The 18,439-nt window shown below is 70.1% G+C and carries 15 protein-coding genes; 7 read left to right on the top strand and 8 right to left on the bottom strand.

The window, feature by feature from the left end; genetic code table 11:
- Positions 1-4: 4 nt before the first annotated feature.
- Entirely contained in the window at positions 5-2,176 is a 2,172-nt protein-coding gene (locus tag ACIQBL_RS41790; protein WP_401952418.1) for an ATP-binding protein, read from the top strand.
- A 31-nt stretch (positions 2,177-2,207) separates the two neighbouring features.
- Here ACIQBL_RS41790 and rpsD read toward each other — a convergent pair whose 3' ends face one another.
- The 3 genes from rpsD to ACIQBL_RS41775 all read right to left on the bottom strand — a co-directional run bounded on the left by rpsD (position 2,208) and on the right by ACIQBL_RS41775 (position 5,197).
- Positions 2,208-2,822: a 30S ribosomal protein S4 gene (gene rpsD, locus ACIQBL_RS41785; RefSeq protein ID WP_365308108.1), complete on the bottom strand. Its 615-nt coding sequence runs from the start codon at positions 2,820-2,822 to the stop codon at positions 2,208-2,210.
- A 316-nt stretch (positions 2,823-3,138) separates the two neighbouring features.
- Positions 3,139-4,494, bottom strand: coding sequence for a replication-associated recombination protein A (locus ACIQBL_RS41780; RefSeq protein WP_401952415.1), 1,356 nt, complete (start codon positions 4,492-4,494; stop codon positions 3,139-3,141).
- Positions 4,495-4,540: 46 nt separating this feature from the next.
- Complete coding sequence (locus ACIQBL_RS41775; RefSeq protein ID WP_401952413.1) at positions 4,541-5,197, bottom strand: vitamin K epoxide reductase family protein; 657 nt, start codon at positions 5,195-5,197, stop codon at positions 4,541-4,543.
- 142 nt (positions 5,198-5,339) lie between these two features.
- On the opposite strand from ACIQBL_RS41775, the gene ACIQBL_RS41770 reads away from it, so the two are divergent.
- The 4 genes from ACIQBL_RS41770 to ACIQBL_RS41755 are packed head-to-tail and all read left to right on the top strand — an operon-like array spanning position 5,340 to position 8,870.
- Positions 5,340-6,206, top strand: coding sequence for an ABC transporter ATP-binding protein (locus ACIQBL_RS41770; protein ID WP_401952411.1), 867 nt, complete (start codon positions 5,340-5,342; stop codon positions 6,204-6,206).
- Positions 6,203-7,054, top strand: a complete 852-nt coding sequence (locus ACIQBL_RS41765; protein WP_401952408.1) for an ABC transporter permease — start codon at positions 6,203-6,205, stop codon at positions 7,052-7,054. Before ACIQBL_RS41770 ends, ACIQBL_RS41765 begins: the two co-directional genes overlap by 4 nt.
- Entirely contained in the window at positions 7,051-8,250 is a 1,200-nt protein-coding gene (locus tag ACIQBL_RS41760) for a sensor histidine kinase (RefSeq protein ID WP_401952405.1), read from the top strand. The genes ACIQBL_RS41765 and ACIQBL_RS41760 overlap by 4 nt, the downstream gene beginning before the upstream one ends.
- On the top strand, positions 8,247-8,870 hold the full coding sequence (locus ACIQBL_RS41755) for a response regulator (RefSeq protein WP_401952403.1): 624 nt from the start codon (positions 8,247-8,249) through the stop codon (positions 8,868-8,870). The genes ACIQBL_RS41760 and ACIQBL_RS41755 overlap by 4 nt, the downstream gene beginning before the upstream one ends.
- Positions 8,871-9,088: 218 nt before the next feature.
- On the opposite strand, the gene hisS is transcribed toward ACIQBL_RS41755, so the two are convergent.
- Both hisS and ACIQBL_RS41745 read right to left on the bottom strand, forming a co-directional pair.
- Positions 9,089-10,351, bottom strand: coding sequence for a histidine--tRNA ligase (gene hisS / locus ACIQBL_RS41750; protein ID WP_401952400.1), 1,263 nt, complete (start codon positions 10,349-10,351; stop codon positions 9,089-9,091).
- A gap of 13 nt (positions 10,352-10,364) precedes the next feature.
- Complete coding sequence (locus tag ACIQBL_RS41745) at positions 10,365-11,075, bottom strand: MBL fold metallo-hydrolase (protein ID WP_401952397.1); 711 nt, start codon at positions 11,073-11,075, stop codon at positions 10,365-10,367.
- 179 nt (positions 11,076-11,254) lie between these two features.
- Here ACIQBL_RS41745 and ACIQBL_RS41740 point away from each other — a divergent pair, with 179 nt between their 5' ends.
- Complete coding sequence (locus ACIQBL_RS41740; RefSeq protein WP_401952395.1) at positions 11,255-12,079, top strand: peptidylprolyl isomerase; 825 nt, start codon at positions 11,255-11,257, stop codon at positions 12,077-12,079.
- Positions 12,080-12,214: 135 nt separating this feature from the next.
- Positions 12,215-13,444: a DUF349 domain-containing protein gene (locus ACIQBL_RS41735; protein WP_401952392.1), complete on the top strand. Its 1,230-nt coding sequence runs from the start codon at positions 12,215-12,217 to the stop codon at positions 13,442-13,444.
- A gap of 78 nt (positions 13,445-13,522) precedes the next feature.
- Here the strand turns inward: ACIQBL_RS41735 and ACIQBL_RS41730 are convergent, their stop codons facing one another.
- The 3 genes from ACIQBL_RS41730 to secF form a co-directional block, all read right to left on the bottom strand.
- Positions 13,523-16,063 (bottom strand): RelA/SpoT family protein, encoded by a 2,541-nt coding sequence (locus ACIQBL_RS41730; protein ID WP_401952390.1) that lies wholly within the window; start codon positions 16,061-16,063, stop codon positions 13,523-13,525.
- Between the two features lie 714 nt (positions 16,064-16,777).
- Positions 16,778-17,317, bottom strand: coding sequence for an adenine phosphoribosyltransferase (locus tag ACIQBL_RS41725; RefSeq protein WP_401952387.1), 540 nt, complete (start codon positions 17,315-17,317; stop codon positions 16,778-16,780).
- Entirely contained in the window at positions 17,314-18,438 is a 1,125-nt protein-coding gene (secF, locus tag ACIQBL_RS41720) for a protein translocase subunit SecF (RefSeq protein WP_401952385.1), read from the bottom strand. Before secF ends, ACIQBL_RS41725 begins: the two co-directional genes overlap by 4 nt.
- Position 18,439 lies beyond the last annotated feature (1 nt).

Genomic DNA, 18,439 nt, shown 5'->3' with positions numbered 1-18,439 from the left:
TTCCATGCGAGCTTCCCCTGGCGGCGGCGTCACCGCGGACGGCAATCTGCCCCTCGAACCCGACCGGTTCGTGGGCCGCTCGGCCGAACTCACCGAACTGGCGCGGGCGCTGGACGTCTCGCGGCTGGTCACGGTGACCGGGCCCGGCGGGGTCGGCAAGTCGCGGCTCGCGGCCCGTGCGGCGGCCCGGTGCGCACCCCCGGACGGGGTGTGGCGGGTGGAGCTGGCGCCGGTGCGCGACCCGGAACTCGTGGACTTCGCCGTCGTAGAGGCGCTGGGGCTGACGGATCACACCACGCGGTTGCCGCGCGAGGCGCTGCTCGCGCATCTGATGGACCGTCAAGTGCTGTTGGTGCTGGACGGGTTCGAGCATCTGGTGGACGTGTGTGCCTCGCTGGTGGCCGAGTTGCTCGGGCGGGTGCCGGGGCTGCGGGTGCTCGCGGTGGGGCGGCGGCCGTTGGAGCTGGCGGGCGAGCGGGTGGTGGCGCTGGCGCCGTTGGGTGCGGACGAGGCGGTGGAGCTGTTCGCCGACCGGGCCGCGCAGCAGGGGGTCGTTCTCGGGGAAGACGACGCGGACGTACGGGAGTTGTGCCGGCGGCTCGACGGGATTCCCCTTGCGGTCGAGTTGGCGGCGGGGCGGCTGCGGGCGTTGTCGCCCGGGGAGGTGCTGGCGCGGTTCGACGACCGGTTCCGGCTGCTTGCGGGCGGGCGCAGGGACGCACTGCCCCGGCACCAGACGCTGCGGACGGCGATCGGCTGGAGCCATGAGCTGTGCACGGCCGAGGAACGGCTGCTGTGGGCACGCCTGTCGGTGTTCGCCGGGCGCTTCGACCTGGAGGCCGCCGAGTACGTGTGCGGCGGCGACGGACTGCCCTCCGACGGCGTCCTCGACGTGCTGTCCGAACTCCTCGCGCAGTCCGTGATCGCCCGCGAGGAGACACCGACGGGCGTGCGCTACCGGATGCTCGGCACGATCCGGGCCTACGGCGCCGACTGGCTGGCGGCGACCGGGGACGCGGCCCGGCTGCGGCGGCGGCACCGCGACTGGTATCTGGGGCTGGCCACCTGGTGCGAGCTGGACTGGTTCTCGCCGCGCCAGCGCGAGGTCGCCGCGCGGATCGAGGCGGAGCTGCCGAATCTGCGCGGCGCCCTGGACTACTGCCTGACCGAGCCGGACGAGACGCACCTGGGCCAGTACCTGGCGGGCTCCCTGTGGTTCTACTGGGCGGGCTGCGGGCGGCTCTCGGAGGGCCGGCACTGGCTGGAGCAGGCGGTCCGACTCGACGCGGAGAACACGGCCAACGACCAGTCGCGGCTCAAGGCCCTGTGGGTGCTCGGCTATGTGGCGATCCTCCAGGGCGACACCGTGCCCGCGCTGGCCGCGCTCCAGGAGTGCCGGGAGGAGGCGGAGGAGGCCGCCAACCCCACGGCGGTGGCGTACGCCGAACACCGCACCGGGTGCCTGGCGTTGGTCACGGACGACATGCCGCGCGCGGAGACCCTGCTGCGCTCGGCGCTGGCCCGCTATCAGCAGATCGGCGAGCTGAACAGCAATGTCCTGATGGGCCAGGTCGAGCTGGCGATGACACGGGCGTTCCAGGGCGATCTGGCGGACGCGGTGAAGCTGTGCGAGGACGTCCGGCAGGTGTGCGAGGACCACGGCGAGCGGTGGACCCGGGCGTACGCGCTGTACGTCCTGGCCTACGTCGCCTGGAGCGAGGGTCGACTCCCGCACGCGCGGGACCTGTTGGCGGACTGTCTGGGCAGCGCGCACGGTTTCCGCGATCTGCTGGGCTCGGTGCTCGCGGTCGAGTTGCTGGCCCTCGTCACGGTGGCGGAGGGCGATGCCGCCGAGGCCGCGCTGTTGCAGGGCGCGGCGGGCGGGATGTGGCCGTCGGTGGGGCTGCCGCTGTTCGGTTCGGCGTGCTACAACGCGCCGCACGAGCTGTGCGAGGCGCTGGCCCGGGAGCGGCTGGGCGGCGAGCGGTACGCGGAGTGCGTACGGGAGGGGGCGCTGCTCGGCCGGGAGGCGGCCGTGGCGCGGGCGTTGGGGCAGCCGCCGGCGCTCGCCGCGGTGCCGGTGCCGCGCGGGGCGGTGCGCCACGCGGCGGTCCGCGTGGACATGCGAAAACCCGCCGCCTCGCCCACCCGGAAGGGCGGGGAGACGGCGGGCTGACGCGAAATGTGGTGCTACGTCCGTGAGGTGATCAGCGGGCGTAGTACTCGACGACGAGCTGCTCGTCGCAGATCACCGGGATCTCCTTGCGGTTCGGCTCGCGGTCCAGGCGGAACGCCAGGGCGCCGAGGTTCACCTGGAGGTAGCGCGGGATCTCGCCGTCGGGGGCGAAGCCACCGGCGCGGGAGACCTCGAACAGCGTCTTGCTGCGGCTGCGCTCGCGGACCATGACGACGTCTTCGGGCTTGACGCGGAACGACGGCTTGTCGACCTTGCCACCGTTGACCTCGATGTGGCCGTGGACGACCATCTGGCGGGCCTGGTAGATCGTGCGGGCGATGCCCGAACGAAGGACCAGCGCGTCGAGACGACGCTCCAGCTCGATGATCAGGGCCTCACCGGTCTTGCCCTGGACCTTGGAAGCACGCTCGTAGGCGCGGACGAGCTGGCGCTCGGACACGTCGTACTGCGCACGCAGACGCTGCTTCTCCAGCAGACGGACCTTGTAGTCCGAGTTCTGCTTGCGGCCACGACCGTGCTCACCCGGCGGGTAGGGACGGGCCTCGAAGTACTTGACGGCCTTCGGGGTCAGCGCGATGCCGAGGGCACGCGACTTCTTGACCTTGGGGCGGGACTGATTCGCCACGATGTCTCTTTCCTGGTTATCGGCTTGTCAGGGTGGTGAGAGAGGTCGCATCCGCAGCCGGGGGAAACCCGCCGGGGCCCTTGCGGGACCTGGTGGGCAGCCGCTCCCCTGATCTGGGCACATACGTGCAGCACGCGAGTGGCCCACCGACCGATCCCGTCCTGCGACGGGTGGTGGTGGGCTGCCCGCGACACCATTCGAACGGTGCGCGACGCTCTTGGAGCCGGTCCGAGGACTGGGTCCTTTGACTGGTTCCGGCTGACCGTCCCGTTCTGACCGCACGGGACACAGCGCTTCGAGGGATTCTACAGGGTGCTCAGGACCGCTTACGACCAAGGTGTTGTCTGGTCCACTCCACGGCGTCCGCGTACCGCGCCTCGGCCCCGTGGCGGGTGGGCTCGTAGTACTCGCGGTCCTTCAGCTCCTCCGGGGCGTACCGCTGCTCGGCGATCCCCTCGGGCAGGTCGTGCGGGTAGACGTACCCCTGGGCATGCCCGAGCTTGGCCGCGCCCTTGTAGTGCCCGTCCCGCAGATGCATCGGCACCGGGCCCGCGTGCCCCTTGCGTACGTCCTCCATGGCGGCGCCGATCGCCATGGTCGCCGCGTTCGACTTGGGGGCCAGGGCGAGCGCGATGGTGGCGTGGCTGAGGGTGAGCGCCGCCTCCGGGAAGCCGATCATCGCTACGGCCTGGGCGGCGGCGACCGCGATCGGCAGCGCGTTGGGATCCGCCAGGCCGATGTCCTCGCTGGCCGAGATCATCAGGCGGCGGGCGATGAAGCGGGGGTCCTCGCCGGCGTCGATCATGCGGGCGAGGTAGTGCAGGGCCGCGTCGACGTCGGAGCCCCGGATGGACTTGATGAGGGCGCTGGCGACGTCGTAGTGCTGGTCGCCGTCCCGGTCGTACGTCACGGCCGCGCGGTCGACCGTCTCCTCCAGGGTCTGGAGGGTGATGCCCGGCTCGCCCTTGTCGAGGGCGGCACCGGCGGCGGCCTCCAGGGCGGTGAGCGCGCGGCGGGCGTCGCCGCCGGCGATGCGCAGCAGGTGGTTCTCGCTGTCCTCGGGGAGAGTCACCGCGTCCTTGAGGCCGCGCTCGTCGGACAGGGCGCGGCGGAGCAGGGCGCGCAGGTCGTCGTCCGTGAGGGGTTCGAGGGTGAGGAGCAGGGAGCGGGACAGGAGCGGGGAGATCACCGAGAAGTACGGGTTCTCCGTGGTCGCCGCGATCAGGGTGATCCAGCGGTTCTCGACGGCCGGGAGGAGGGAGTCCTGCTGGGCCTTGCTGAAGCGGTGGATCTCGTCCAGGAAGAGGACGGTCTCCTTGCCGAAGCCTCCGGTGGCGCGGCGGGCGCTGTCGATGACCGCGCGGACCTCCTTGACCCCGGCGGTGATCGCGGACAGCTCCACGAACCGCTTGTTGGTGGCCTTGGAGACGACGTACGCGAGGGTCGTCTTGCCGGTGCCGGGCGGGCCCCAGAGGATCACCGAGGACGGTCCGGCGGGGCCGCCCGCGCCCTCGCCGACCAGTCTGCGCAGGGGTGAGCCCGGCTTCAGCAGGTGCTGCTGGCCCACGACCTCGTCGAGGGTGCGCGGGCGCATCCGTACCGCCAGGGGACTGCCGGACGGGTCCCTCTCCTGGCGTTCTTCGGCTGCGGCGGTGAAAAGGTCGGGCTCCACGTCCAAAACCCTATGTCACGCCACTGACAACGCGGTCGGCGCCGGGTCACGCCCAGAGCTGGGTGCCCCAGCGGGTCAGGATCAGCATGGCGATGATGCCGACGTGGGTGACCGGGAGGACCCAGGTGAACTCGCCCAGGAAGTTCTTGACCGGGCGCGGGGCCTTCAGGAAGTCGTTGCGGATGTTGAACGACGTGACGTACCAGAACATCGTGATCGTGGCGACCCAGGCCAGCGAGCACCACAGGCACAGCGCGTTGATCCGGTACAGCGACTGGAACTGCAGCCAGGTGCAGAAGCCCACCCCGAAGAGCGTGCCGAAGTTGAAGGTCAGCCAGTACCAGCGCGGGAACTTGACCCGGGTCAGCAGGCTGATGCCGACGCAGATGACGATGCCGTAGGCGACCAGGCCCATCATCGGGTTCGGGAAGCCGAAGGCGGCGGCCTGCTTGCTCTCCATGACGCTGCCGCAGGACACGATCGGGTTGATGCTGCAGCTCGGGGTGAAGGTCTTGCCCGCGAGCTTGCCTTCGAGGATCTTGAACTTGTCGATCGTGATGACCCACGCGGCGAGCAGTCCGGCCGCACCGGTGATCACCAGCAGCACGGCGAAGGCGCGGCTGCTGCCGACCGTGCGCGGCTCTCCGGCCGTGTGCTCCGGCTCGGAGTCGGTGGAGACGTCCTTCACTGTCGTCTTGCTCATCACGCCGATCCGTCACTGGAGAGTTGGACCTTCTTCGGGCACGGCCATTGTGCCGCACGCGCACCTGTGTCCACCGTTCGGTGGACATAAGGAAGTACGCACGGTCGTGCCTGAGCGCTCGATTCCGGACGATGCTCAAGGCATGACAACACAGGCGAACGAACTCGCAGTGGATGTGCGGGGGCTGCGCAAGCAGTACGGGGACGTGACCGCCGTAGACGGAATCGATCTCGAAATCCGCACGGGAGAGGTGTTCGGCCTGCTCGGGCCCAATGGCGCGGGCAAGAGCACCACGGTCGAGATCCTCCAGGGCAACCGCGGCCGGGACGCGGGCGAGGTGTCCGTGCTCGGCTCGGACCCGGCGACGGGCACGCGCGCGTGGCGTTCGCGGGTCGGCATCGTCTGGCAGGACGAATCGGCACCCGCGGAGTTGACGGTCGGCGAGACCGTACGGCACTTCGCCCGCTACTACCCGCGCCCGCGCGACCCCGAGGAGGTCATCGGCCTGGTCGGTCTGGAGGCCAAGGTGGACAGCCGTATCAAGGCGCTCTCGGGCGGACAGCGCAGGCGTCTCGACGTGGCCCTCGGAGTGATCGGTGATCCGGAACTCCTCCTCCTGGACGAGCCGACGACAGGCTTCGATCCGGCGGCGCGGCGCCAGTTCTGGGACCTGATCCGCAAGCTCGCCGACGAGGGCACCACGATCCTCCTCACCACCCACTACCTGGAGGAGGCGGAGAACCTCGCCGACCGGCTGGCCATCGTCGCCAGGGGCCGTGTGGTCGCGGAGGGCGAACCGGCCGCCCTGCGCGATCGGCACAGCACCGGGGCCACCGTCGAGTGGACGGAACCGGACGGCACCCCGCGCGCGGAGCACACCGAGACTCCGACCAGGGTCGTAGCCGAACTCATGCACCGCTTCGACGGCGAGATCCCCGGGCTGCTGGTGAGCCGCCCCACCCTGGAGGACGTCTACCTCCAGCTGACCGGACAGGAGGACGCGCGATGACCACGACCACGACCGTCGCAGGGGCCCGGACGAGGACCTCCGGGGAGCGGCTGCCCGGCGCCTGGGGACTCGGCCTGCGACGCGGGGGCCTGGAACTCACACAGTTCTTCCGGCAGCGCGACCAGGTGGTGTTCACCTTCGCCTTCCCGGTCGTCTTCCTGTTCCTCTTCGCGTCGATCTTCAAGGACGACGTCCGGGGCGCGGGCGTCAACGCCTCGCAGCTGTACGTCCCGGCGATGATGGCCGCCGGCATCATGTCGACGAGTTTCCAGTCCCTCGGCATCTCGATCGCGATCGAACGCGACGAGAAGGTGCTGCGCCGGCTGCGCGGCACGCCGATGCCACCGGCCGCGTACTTCCTCGGCAAGATCTGGCTGGTTCTGGTCACGGGGCTGGCGGAGACGGCGATCCTGCTCCTGGTCGGCACCACCTTCTACGACGTGGATCTGCCCTCGTCCGCGGTGAAGTGGCTGGACTTCGGATGGATCTTCGTGCTGGGTCTGACGGCCTGCGCCCTGCTCGGCATCGCGGTCAGCTCGGTCCCGAAGTCCGGCAAGAGCGCGACCTCCGTGGTCGTCCTGCCGTTCCTGGTCCTGCAGTTCATCTCCGGGGTGTACATCTCCATCGACACCATCCCGGACTGGATGCTGAACATCGGCGCCCTGTTCCCGCTGAAGTGGATGTGCCAGGGGCTGCGCGGGGTGTTCCTGCCCTCGTCGGCGCAGGTGCTGGAGCAGGCCGGGAGCTGGGAGTTCGGGAAGGTCGCGCTGGTGCTCGGGGCCTGGTGCGTCGGAGGATTGGTGCTGTGTCTGCTGACCTTCCGGTGGAAGAACCGGCGCGACGGATGACCGGCCCCGCCCCGGTGAAGAGCTCGTACACCTGGGACCGCACCTTCCGGCTCTGGGACACGTACTTCGCCCTGATCTGGCTGGCCACCCTGGTGTTCGTCCTCGGCACGAACCATCCGGGGTGGCCGGTACGCGTCACGGCGGCCGGCCTGCTCGTCCCGCTGGTTCCGCTGTACGTCTGGTTCGGGCGCCCTGTCCTGCGGGGCGATCCGCCCGACGAGCGGCGGGCCGTCGGCTACCTCGTCGCGGAGATGGCGCTGTTCCTGCCGTCGGCGGTCCTGGTGGGCGAGACCCGGCTGATGGCCTTCGCCCTCGTCCCGCCCTGCTTCATGATGCTGCGCCTGCGCTGGGCGCTGATCGCGGTGACCGTGATCAACATCGCGCCCGTGATCGGCTGGGCGCTGCTGTGGTGGCCCAGCACCCATGACGTGTTCTTCAACGCGGTGTTCGCGGTGGTCACCCTGGTCTTCTCGATGGCCCTCGGCACCTGGATCATCCGTGTCATCGAACAGAGCGAGGAGCGCGCCGAGTTGATCGCCGAACTGGACGCGAGCCGCCACGAGGTCGCGCGGCTGTCGACCGCGCACGGCGCGCTGGCCGAGCGGGAACGCATGGCCCGCGAGATCCACGACACCCTCGCCCAGGGCTTCACCAGCCTCCTGATGCTGGTCCAGGCGGTGGAGGCCGAGCTGGACGACGACCTCCCGCAGGCCCGCCGCCACCTCGCCCTGATGGACGAGACCGCCCGGCAGAACCTCGCCGAGGCCCGCGCCCTGGTCGCCGGCGGCACACCGGCCGACCTCGCGGACGCGTCACTGCCGGACGCACTGCGCCGGCTCGCCGCACGCCATGACGCGACGCTCCAAGTCACCGGCCCGGTACGCGCGTTGCCCGCCGGGCCCGAGGTGGTCGCCCTGCGCTCCTGCCAGGAGGCCCTCGCCAACGCCCGCAAACACGCGGGGAGTCCGGCGGCGCTGAGCCTCACGCTGGCGTACGCCGACGAGACGCTCACCGTGTCGGTACGGGACGACGGGTGCGGCTTCGACCCGGGCGCGGTGTCCGACGGCTACGGTCTGGCGGGGCTGCGGGCGCGGGTCGCCGAGGCGGGCGGGACGGCGCGGGTGCGGAGCGCGGCGGGTGAGGGGACGACGGTGACGGTCCAATTGCCGGTATCGCCTTTGAGGAGTCCCCGATGATCCGGATCGTGCTGGCCGACGACCATCCCGTCGTGCGGGAGGGCCTGCGTGCCATGCTCAGTGCAGAACCGGACCTCGACGTGATCGCCGACGCGTCGAACGGACCGCAGGCGGAGGCCCTGGCCGCTGAACTCCGGCCCGACATCGTGCTGATGGACCTGCGGATGCCGGGCGGCGGGGGTGTCGACTCCATCGTGCGGATGAGCGCGGCCGGGCTGCCGTGCCGGGTGATCGTCCTCACCACGTACGAGACGGACCGGGACATCCTGCGTGCCGTGGAGGCGGGGGCCGCGGGCTACCTGTTGAAGGACCTGCCCCGGGGTGAACTCGCGAACGCCGTACGCGCTGCGGCGCGCGGCGAGACGGTGCTCGCGCCTTCGGTGGCCGCGCGGCTGGTGGACCAGTTGCGTACGAAGCCGGAGCGGCCTCGGTTGTCGGAGCGGGAGACCGCGGTGCTGCGGTTGGTGGCGGAGGGGTGCACCAACGCGGAGATCGGGCGGCGGTTGTACATCGGGGAGTCGACCGTGAAGACCCATCTGCTACGGGTCTTCGGGAAGTTGGGGGTCGATGATCGGACGGCTGCGGTGACGAGTGCGATGCGGTACGGGTTGCTGGACTGAAGTTTTTCGCCCCCGCCGCCCCTACCCGTCCCGTCCCTGGGGACTGCGCCCCCAGACCCCCGCTTCGGCCCTGAAGGGGCCTCGTCCTCAAACGCCGGACGGGCTGAAAATCCAGCCCCTCCGGCGTTTGAGGAGCGGGGTCTGGGGCGGAGCCCCAGAAGGATGGGACGGGTAGGGGCGGCGGGGGCGAAGAAAACAGTCCCCGCCCCCACTCCACCTCACCCCAGCCTCGACTCCAGCTCAGCCACGATCTCGTTCACGCCAATCGCCGACTGCTCCCCGGACTCCATGTCCTTGAGCTGCACGACCCCCTCGGCAAGGTCACGCTCCCCGGCGACGATCGTGTAGCGGGCGCCACTCCGGTTGGCGTTCTTCATCGCGCCCTTGAGCCCCTTGGAGCCGTAGGAGAAGTCGGCCGCGATGCCCAGCTTGCGCAGTTCGGTCACCTTGGTGAAGAGGACGCGGCGGGCCTCCTCGCCCAGCGGGACCGCGAACACGCTGGTGGACGCGGGGAGTTGGAGTTCGACGCCCTCCGCCTCCAGGGCGAGGACCGTGCGGTCGACGCCCAACGCCCAGCCCACGGAGGGCAGTGCGGGACCGCCGATCATCTCGGAGAGGCCGTCGTAACGACCGCCGCCGCCCACCGCGGACTGGGAACCCAGACCGTCGTGGACGAACTCGAAGGTCGTGCGGGTGTAGTAGTCCAGGCCCCGGACCAGTCTCGGGTCGTCCTCGAAGGCGACGCCCGCCGCCGTGATCAGCTCGCGGACCTCCTCGTGGTACGCCTTGCAGGCGTCGCAGAGGTAGTCGCGCAACAGCGGGGCGTCCGTCAACTGCTTCTGGACGTCCGGGCGTTTGTCGTCCAGGACCCGGAGCGGGTTGATGTCCGCGCGGCGCAGCGTCTCCTCGTCGAGGTCCAGACCCCGGAGGAAATTCTGCAACGCCTCCCGGTACACCGGACGGCACTCCTTGTCGCCCAGGCTGTTGAGGAGGATGCGGAAGTCGCGCAGGCCCAGCGAGCGGTACGCCTGGTCCGCCAGGATGATCAACTCGGCGTCCAGCGCCGGGTCTTCGGCACCGATCGCCTCGGCACCGACCTGGGAGAAGTGGCGGTAACGGCCCTTCTGGGGGCGCTCGTAGCGGTAGTAGGAGCCCGAGTACCAGAGCTTGACCGGGAGGTTGCCCAGCTTGTGCAGGTTGGCCTCAAGTGCCGCGCGCAGTACGGAGGCCGTGCCCTCGGGGCGCAGGGCGAGCTTGTCGCCGCCCTTGGTCTCGAAGGCGTACATCTCCTTGGTCACGATGTCGGTGGACTCACCGACACCGCGCGCGAACAGCTCGACGTTCTCGAAGCCGGGCGTCTCGATGTAGCCGTAGCCGGAGTTGCGCAGCGGGGTGGCGATGGCCTCGCGCACGGCGAGGTACTTGGCCGACTCCGGCGGAATCAGGTCGTACGTGCCCTTGGGGGCCTGGAAAGTACTCACGAAAAGTCTCTCGTCACATTCCTCGTCGGGGAGCGTCCTGGGCTCCCTGGCCGCCGGCGGCCACTTCCCGCAGGTACGGGTTGGTGGCACGCTCCTGGCCGATGGTCGTCTGGGGGCCGTGGCCGGACAGCACCACGGTCGAGTCGTCGAGCGGCAGGCACACACGGGCCAGCGAGTCGAGGATCTCGGCGTGGGAGCCGCCGGGCAGGTCGGAGCGTCCGATGGAGCCGGCGAAGAGCAGATCCCCGGAGAAGAACACGGAGGGGATCTCCGGGTTCTCCGGCATCTGGAACGTCACCGACCCCTTGGTATGGCCGGGCGCGTGCGCGACCGAGAACTCCAGGCCCGCCAGCTCCAGCCGTGCGCCGTCGGTCAGCTCCTTGACGTCGTCGGGCTCCCCCACGGTCAGCTCGCCCATCAGCGGCATCCCGATCGAGCGGCCGAGCGCCTTCTCGGGGTCGCTCATCATGAACCGGTCCTCGGGGTGGATCCAGGCCGGCACGTCGTGCGCGCCGCACACCGGGACGACCGAGGCCACATGGTCGATGTGGCCATGGGTGAGGACGACCGCGACGGGCTTGAGCCGATGCTTCCTGAGCGCTTCCTCGACTCCCTGGGCGGCCTGATGGCCCGGGTCGATGATCACGCACTCCTCACCGACGGCGGGGGCGACGAGATAACAGTTCGTCCCCCAGGCCCCGGCGGGGAACCCGGCAATGAGCACGATCGTCCTTCGTTGTGTCGATACGGGAGGGAATAAGGATCCCTGCGTCAGTGGTCAGAGCCTACCGGCGCTGCCGAATCCTCAGCGAACCCATATACGGTACGGGGCACACGCAGGCGGTCGGCTCACAAGACGCACGCGTCCCAGTCGACGTACGAGACGCATGAGGAGAGAATCCGGTGGTCACCCAGGAACAGCGGAAGCGGCAGCTCGCGCGGGAGAAGTTCTTGCGGCAGCAGCAGCGGCGTACGTCCGCTCGACGCAAGGCGCGTGCGCGCAACTCGGTGATCGCGTCGGTGCTCGGCGTGATCGTGATCGGCAGCGTGGCGCTGTACACGACCGGGGTCATGAAGAACGACGACAAGTCCAACGCGAGCGCGGACGTGACGCCCACGCCCAGTGCCTCGGCGACGAAGAAGGCACCGGACCCGTGCGCGAAGCCGGCGGCCGGCAAGATCAAGACGGAGACCTGGAAGAAGGAACCGGCGGTCACGATCGACAAGTCGGCCAAGTACACGATGAAGCTGGCGACGACCTGCGGTGACATCGACATCGCGCTGAAGACGTCGGCCGCGCCGCACACCGTGAACTCGTTCAACTTCCTTGCGGGCAAGGGCTTCTTCGACCACACGAAGTGCCACCGGCTCACCACCAGCGGCATCTACGTGCTGCAGTGCGGCGACCCGACGGGCGCGGGCAGCGGCGGTCCCGGCTACACGATCCCGGACGAGAACCTGAAGGACACGAGCCTCAAGGGCGGGAACTACCCTGCGGGGACAGTGGCGATGGCCAACACCGGTCAGAAGCACACCGGCGGCAGCCAGTTCTTCCTCGTCTACAAGGACAGCCAGCTCCCGGCCAGTTACACCCCGTTCGGTACCATCTCGGCCTCCGGGATGAAGGTCCTGAACAAGATCGCGGCGGCCGGTGAGAGCACGGGCGCGGGCGACGGGGCACCGAACGCGACGGTCGTGATCAACAAGGCGACCGTCACCAAATCCTGACCGTCAACAGCGAAATTTCGGTCGCGCGGGATGCGGACAGGCAACCCGCCGGTCGCCTATGTTGGCCGTGACGAAACTGTGGACGATGCCCGGGGGCACAGAGGCCCTGTGCAGGCATCATGTGGAGGAGGCGCTGTGAGCAGCGACCCGTGGGGACGCGTCGACGAGACGGGGACCGTGTACGTGCGTACGGCCGACGGCGAGCAGGTCGTCGGTTCCTGGCAGGCCGGCTCCCCCGACGAGGCGTTGGCCTACTTCGAGCGCAAGTACGAGGGCCTGGTTGTCGAGATCGGCCTCCTCGAGAAGCGAGTGAAGACCACCGACCTGTCGGCGAAGGACGCGCAGGCCGCCGTCGACCATCTGCGCGAGCAGGTCGACGCCCACCACGCGGTGGGCGACCTCGCGGCGCTGCGGGTCCGGCTGGACAAGCTCGTGGAGACCGTCGAGGCGCGCCGCGAGGAGCGCAAGCAGCAGCGCGCCAAGCAGTCCGACGAGGCCCGGCACTCCAAGGAGGCGCTGGTCGTCGAGGCGGAGGAGCTGGCGCAGTCCGACCAGTGGCGGGCGGCCGGTGAGCGGCTGCGCGCCCTGGTGGACACCTGGAAGGGTCTGCCGCGCCTGGACCGCAAGTCGGACGACGAGTTGTGGCACCGCTTCTCGCACGCCCGGTCGGCCTTCTCCAAGCGCCGCAAGGCGCACTTCGCGTCGCTGGACGCGCAGCGCGAGGAGGCCCGCAAGACCAAGGAGAAGCTGGTCGCCGAGGCCGAGGGTCTGTCGGCCTCGGCGGACTGGGGTCCCACGGCCGCGCGGTACCGCGAACTGATGGCGGACTGGAAGGCGGCGGGCCGCGCCCAGCGCGAGCACGAGGACGATCTGTGGAACCGCTTCCGCGGTGCCCAGGACGTCTTCTTCGCCGCCCGCAGCTCGGTCTTCGCCGAGCGGGACGCCGAGCAGACGGAGAACCTGAAGCTCAAGGAGGAGCTGGCCGAGGAGGCCGAGAAGCTCCTGCCGGTCACCGACCTGAAGGCGGCCCGCGCGGCCTTCCGCTCGATCAACGAGCGCTGGGAGGCCATCGGCCATGTGCCGCGTGACTCCCGCCCGAAGGTCGAGGGCCGGATGCACACGATCGAGCGGGCCCTCCAGGAGTCCGAGGAGACCGAGTGGCGTCGGACGAACCCGGAGGCACGCGCGCGTGCCGAGGGTCTGACCGGTCAGCTCCAGGCCGCCGTGGACAAGCTCAGGGGCCAGATCGAGCAGGCGCGGAACCAGGGCAACACCTCCCGCGCCGACAAGCTGGAGCGCGAGCTGGAGGGCCGCCAGGCCCTGCTGGACCAGGCTCTGAAGGGCCTCCAGGAGTTCGGCGGCTGACACGGTCGTAGACACGCGTCGTAGGCACGGAGAAGGGGCTCCCGTACATCACGTACGGGAGCCCCTTCCGCGTACGCTCTACGACTTGTTGCGCGCCGACGTCACGCGGTAGACGTCGTAGACGCCCTCGACGCCCCTGACGGCCTTCAGGACGTGGCCCAGGTGCTTGGGGTCGCCCATCTCGAAGGTGAAGCGGGAGGTGGCGACACGGTCGCGGGAGGTCTGGACGGCCGCGGAGAGGATGTTGACGTGCTGGTCGGACAGGACACGGGTGACGTCCGAGAGGAGCCGGGAGCGGTCCAGGGCCTCGACCTGGATGGCGACCAGGAAGACCGACGACTGGGTGGGCGCCCACTCGACTTCCAGGATGCGCTCCGGTTCGCGGGACAGTGACTCCACGTTGACGCAGTCGCTGCGGTGAACCGATACGCCGCTACCGCGCGTGACGAAACCGATGATGGGGTCGCCGGGAACGGGCGTACAACAACGGGCCAGTTTGACCCACACGTCGTCGACGCCCTTGACGACGACACCCGGGTCGGCATTGGACCGGCGCTTGCGCCCGCGGCCGTGCGCCGGCGGCACGCTCTCGTCGATCTCCTCGGTGGCCGCCTCCTCGCCACCGAGCGCCTGCACCAGCTTCTGTACGACGTTCTGCGCGGCGACATGGCCCTCGCCGATCGCCGCGTACAGCGAGGAGATGTCGGGGTAGCGCATCTCGTGCGCGAGCGTGACGAGGGAGTCGCCGGTCAGGATGCGCTGGATCGGCAGGTTCTGCTTGCGCATCGCGCGGGCGATGGCGTCCTTGCCCTGCTCGATCGCCTCGTCGCGGCGCTCCTTGGAGAACCAGGCTCTGATCTTGTTGCGGGCGCGCGGCGACTTGACGAAGCCGAGCCAGTCGCGGGAGGGGCCGGCGCCGGGTGCCTTGGAGGTGAAGACCTCCACCAAGTCGCCGTTGTCCAGGGTGGATTCGAGCGGTACGAGCCGCCCGTTGACCCGTGCTCCTATGGTCCGGTGGCCGACCTCGGTGTGCACCGCGTACGAGAAGTCCACCGGGGTCGCTCCGGCCGGGAGCGCTATGACGTCGCCCTTCGGCGTGAAGACGAAGACCTCGTTGCGGGACAGGTCGAAGCGCAGGGACTCCAGGAACTCGCCCGGGTCCTCGGTCTCCTTCTGCCAGTCGAGCAACTGGCGCAGCCACGCCATGTCGTTGAGGTGGTCGTCCTTGCCGGTGGTCCTGGGCGTCTCCGAGCGCACCTTGGAGGTGCCGGCGACGGCCTCCTGCTTGTACTTCCAGTGCGCGGCGATGCCGTACTCGGCGCGGCGGTGCATGTCGAACGTGCGGATCTGGAGCTCGACGGGCTTGCCGTTGGGGCCGATCACCGTGGTGTGCAGCGACTGGTACATGTTGAACTTGGGCATCGCGATGTAGTCCTTGAACCGGCCGGGGACCGGGTTCCATCGCGCGTGCACGGTGCCGAGGGCCGCGTAGCAGTCGCGGACGGTGTCCACGAGGACGCGGATGCCCACCAGGTCGTAGATCTCCGCGAAGTCGCGACCGCGGACGATCATCTTCTGGTAGACGCTGTAGTAGTGCTTCGGGCGGCCGGTGACGGTCGCCTTGATGCGGGCGGCGCGCAGGTCGGTCTGGACCTCGTCGGTCACTATGGCCAGGTACTCGTCACGCTTCGGTGCCCGCTCGGCCACCAGCCGGACGATCTCGTCGTACATCTTGGGGTAGAGGATCGCGAAGGCGAGGTCCTCCAGCTCCCACTTGATGGTGTTCATGCCCAGGCGGTGGGCGAGCGGCGCGTAGATCTCCAGGGTCTCGCGCGCCTTCTTCTCCTGCTTCTCGCGCTTGAGGTAGCGCATGGTACGCATGTTGTGCAGCCGGTCCGCGAGCTTGATGACGAGAACCCGAGGGTCCTTGGCCATGGCGACGACCATCTTGCGCACGGTCTCGGCCTGCGCGGCCTCGCCGAACTTGACCTTGTCCAGCTTGGTGACGCCGTCGACGAGGAGGGCGACGGAGTCGCCGAAGTCGCGGCGGAGCTGTTCGAGGCCGTACTCGGTGTCCTCGACGGTGTCGTGCAGCAGGCCGGCCATCAGGGTCGCCGGGTCCATGCCCAGCTCGGCCAGGATCGTCGTCACGGCCAGCGGGTGCGTGATGTACGGGTCGCCGCTCTTGCGCTTCTGCCCGCGGTGCCAGCGCTCGGCGACCTGGTAGGCGTTCTCGACCTGACGGAGGGTGGCCGTCTCGATCTTCGGGTCGTTGCTGCGCACTATCCGCAGCAGGGGCTCCAGGACCGGGTTGTACGGGTTGGAGCGCTGGACGCCGAGGCGGGCCAGGCGGGCCCGGACGCGGTTGGAGGAGCCGCCGCCGGTGCGTGCGGGCTGACCGGCGGTGGGCCGGGGCGCGGGGGTGGCCGCCGGGCGCTCGGGCTGGTCCGGCTTGGGACGCGGAGGTTCGGCCACCTTGTCTGCGGGCGCCGTCTGGGCGTGCTCCGCCGTCCCGCGCGGCTCGCTGGGCGCGGTCGTCGCGCCGGGCGCGGGCTCCGCCGCGGGGCCCGGGGTGGGCTCGGGCTTGGCGGCGGTCAGGGGCTGGGCCTCGTCTGCCAAGAGGACTCCTCGTGCGCGATCCGGGTCCCCCGGTCAGGCTCCGGAGTGCCCATGGTAGCGATCCCGGGCTCCGAGCTCGCCTTCAGGCCGATGTGAGGGCCGTCTACCGATGAAACACGAGGGGCTGCCGCCGGCATTCCGGAGGTGACGTGGGGGCGCCTTGAAGGTGTCCGGCGGGGGTGTTTCGGGGCGCGCGACGGAGGAGGCAGAGGTGCCTGGCCGACCACGGCACGGCCCGTCGCGCTGCGAGCGAGGCGGGGGGCGGAGGCGCGCGGCGGGCCAGGCGGGGGCGAAGGTGTCTGACAGACCGCGGCACCCTCGTGGCCCGCCGCACGGCGAGCGACACAGCTGGCGGAAGCGCACGGCGGGCCAGGCGGGGGCGAAGGTGTCTGACCGACCGCGGCACCCTCGTGGCCCGCCGCACGGCGAGCGACACAGGGAGGCGTGGAGGTGTCCGGCGGACCGCGGCGGCCTCGTGGTCCGCTGCGCCGCGAGCGACGCCGGGGGGCGGATGTGCCTGATCGACCACGGCACCATCATGACCCGCCGCACGGCGAGCAACAGGGGGGGCGGAGGCGCCTTACCGGCGCAGCATCGCGGCCCGTCGCGTCCACGCGGCGGAGCCGCACAGTGCCCCTGGCGGTATGTGAACGGCCGCCCCGGTGGTACCGGGACGGCCGTTCACGAATAGCGCCGCAGGACGTGCTGTCGGCTTCAGACCACCAGCAGCGCTTCCAACGGGGCGCCGTCCAGGGCCGGTTCCAGGCGGGCGCGGCCCGCGAGGAAGCCCAGTTCCATCAGGACCGCGAGGCCGGCGACCTGGGCGCCCGCCCTGCGGATCAGCTGGATCGAGGCCTCGGCGGTGCCGCCCGTGGCCAGGACGTCGTCGACGATCAGGATGCGGTCGCCGACCGACAGGTCCTCCGCGTGCACCTCGATCTCGGCGGAGCCGTACTCCAGGTCGTACGCCTGGCTGAGGGTGGCTCCGGGGAGCTTGCCCGCCTTGCGTACGGGGATGAAGCCGACGCCCGCGCGGACGGCCACCGGGGCACCGAGGATGAAGCCGCGCGCCTCCAGGCCTACGACCTTGGTGGCGCCGGTGCTCACGACGATCTCGGCGAGCGCGTCCGTGAGCGCCGTGAACGCGGCCGGGTCCGCCAGGAGCGGGGTGATGTCCTTGAACATCACCCCCGGCTCCGGGTAGTCCGCGACATCCCGGATACGGCTGAGCAGCAGCTCCTGGATGTCCGTCATCGGCGCTTCCCCGAGGGACGGCCACGGCCGCGGTTGCGCGACGCCGGCTGCGTGCGCGGGCCCACGACCGCCGCCGCGTCCTCCGGCTCGTCGTCGTAGTCGTCGTCCGAGCGGTCGGTGACCTCGGGCTCCGGCTGCTCGCCCTGCGCGGCGGCCTGGGCGCGCTTGGCGAGGACGCGCTTCTTGAGCGCCTTGATCTGCGGCTCGGCCTCCTTGAGGTCGGCGACGAGCGGCGTGGCGATGAAGATCGAGGAGTACGCACCGGCCGCGAGGCCGACGAACAGCGACAGCGAGATGTCGTTGAGCACGCCCGCGCCGAGGAAGCCGCCGCCGATGAACAGCAGGGCCGCGACCGGCAGCAGCGCGACGACCGTGGTGTTGATGGAACGCACCAGCGTGCCGTTGATCGAGCGGTTGGCGATGTCGCTGTAGGTCCAGCGGGTCTGCTTGGTGATGTCCTTGGTCTGCTCCTTGAGGCTGTCGAAGACGACGACCGTGTCGTAGAGCGAGTAACCGAGGATCGTGAGCAGACCGATCACCGTGCCGGGCGTGACCTCGAAGCCGACGAGGGCGTAGATGCCGATGGTGATGGTGATGTCGTGGATCAGGGCGACGAGCGCGGCCAGGGCCATGCGCCACTCGAAGGCGATCGCCAGGTAGATCACGACCAGCACCATGAAGATCGCCAGGCCCTCCCAGGCCTTGTTGGCGACCTGGTCACCCCAGCTGGGGCCGACCAGGTCCGCGGCGATGTTCTCCGAGCTGACGTTCAGGTCCTTCGCCAGCTGCGCCTTGATGCCGTCGGACTTGTCGGTGTCGATGCCGGCGATCTGGATGCGCAGGCTGCCGTCGCCGAGCTTCTGGACGACCGCGTCGTGGCCGGAGGCGTCCTGGGCGTACTTCTCGGCCTGGCTGACCGAGGCGCTCATGCCCTTCGGCGTGGTGAAGGCGGCGCCGCCCTGGAACTCGATGCCCATGTTCAGGCCGCGCACCGTCAGACCGAGGATGGCCGTGATGGTGATCAGGATCGAGATGCCGTACCAGATCTTGCGATTGCCGACGAAGTCGTACCCGACCTCGCCACGGTGCAGTCGGGCGCCGAGGTTGCCGAGCTTCGACATG

The organism is Streptomyces sp. NPDC088350, assembly GCF_044753545.1.
Taxonomy (GTDB): Bacteria; Actinomycetota; Actinomycetes; order Streptomycetales; family Streptomycetaceae; genus Streptomyces.
The sequence above is the reverse complement of the archived record's forward strand: the minus strand, read 5'-3'. Positions and strand labels throughout refer to the sequence as shown.

Excerpts from the sequence above, each read along its gene's own strand:
- ACIQBL_RS41790 (WP_401952418.1), top strand. The coding sequence starts at position 5 with ATGCGAGCTTCCCCTGGCGGCGGCGTCACCGCGGACGGCAATCTGCCC.
- ACIQBL_RS41775 (WP_401952413.1), bottom strand. The coding sequence starts at position 5,197 with ATGAGCAAGACGACAGTGAAGGACGTCTCCACCGACTCCGAGCCGGAG.
- ACIQBL_RS41770 (WP_401952411.1), top strand. The coding sequence starts at position 5,340 with ATGACAACACAGGCGAACGAACTCGCAGTGGATGTGCGGGGGCTGCGC.
- ACIQBL_RS41765 (WP_401952408.1), top strand. The coding sequence starts at position 6,203 with ATGACCACGACCACGACCGTCGCAGGGGCCCGGACGAGGACCTCCGGG.
- ACIQBL_RS41760 (WP_401952405.1), top strand. The coding sequence starts at position 7,051 with ATGACCGGCCCCGCCCCGGTGAAGAGCTCGTACACCTGGGACCGCACC.
- ACIQBL_RS41755 (WP_401952403.1), top strand. The coding sequence starts at position 8,247 with ATGATCCGGATCGTGCTGGCCGACGACCATCCCGTCGTGCGGGAGGGC.
- ACIQBL_RS41725 (WP_401952387.1), bottom strand. The coding sequence starts at position 17,317 with ATGACGGACATCCAGGAGCTGCTGCTCAGCCGTATCCGGGATGTCGCG.
- secF (WP_401952385.1), bottom strand. The coding sequence starts at position 18,438 with ATGTCGAAGCTCGGCAACCTCGGCGCCCGACTGCACCGTGGCGAGGTC.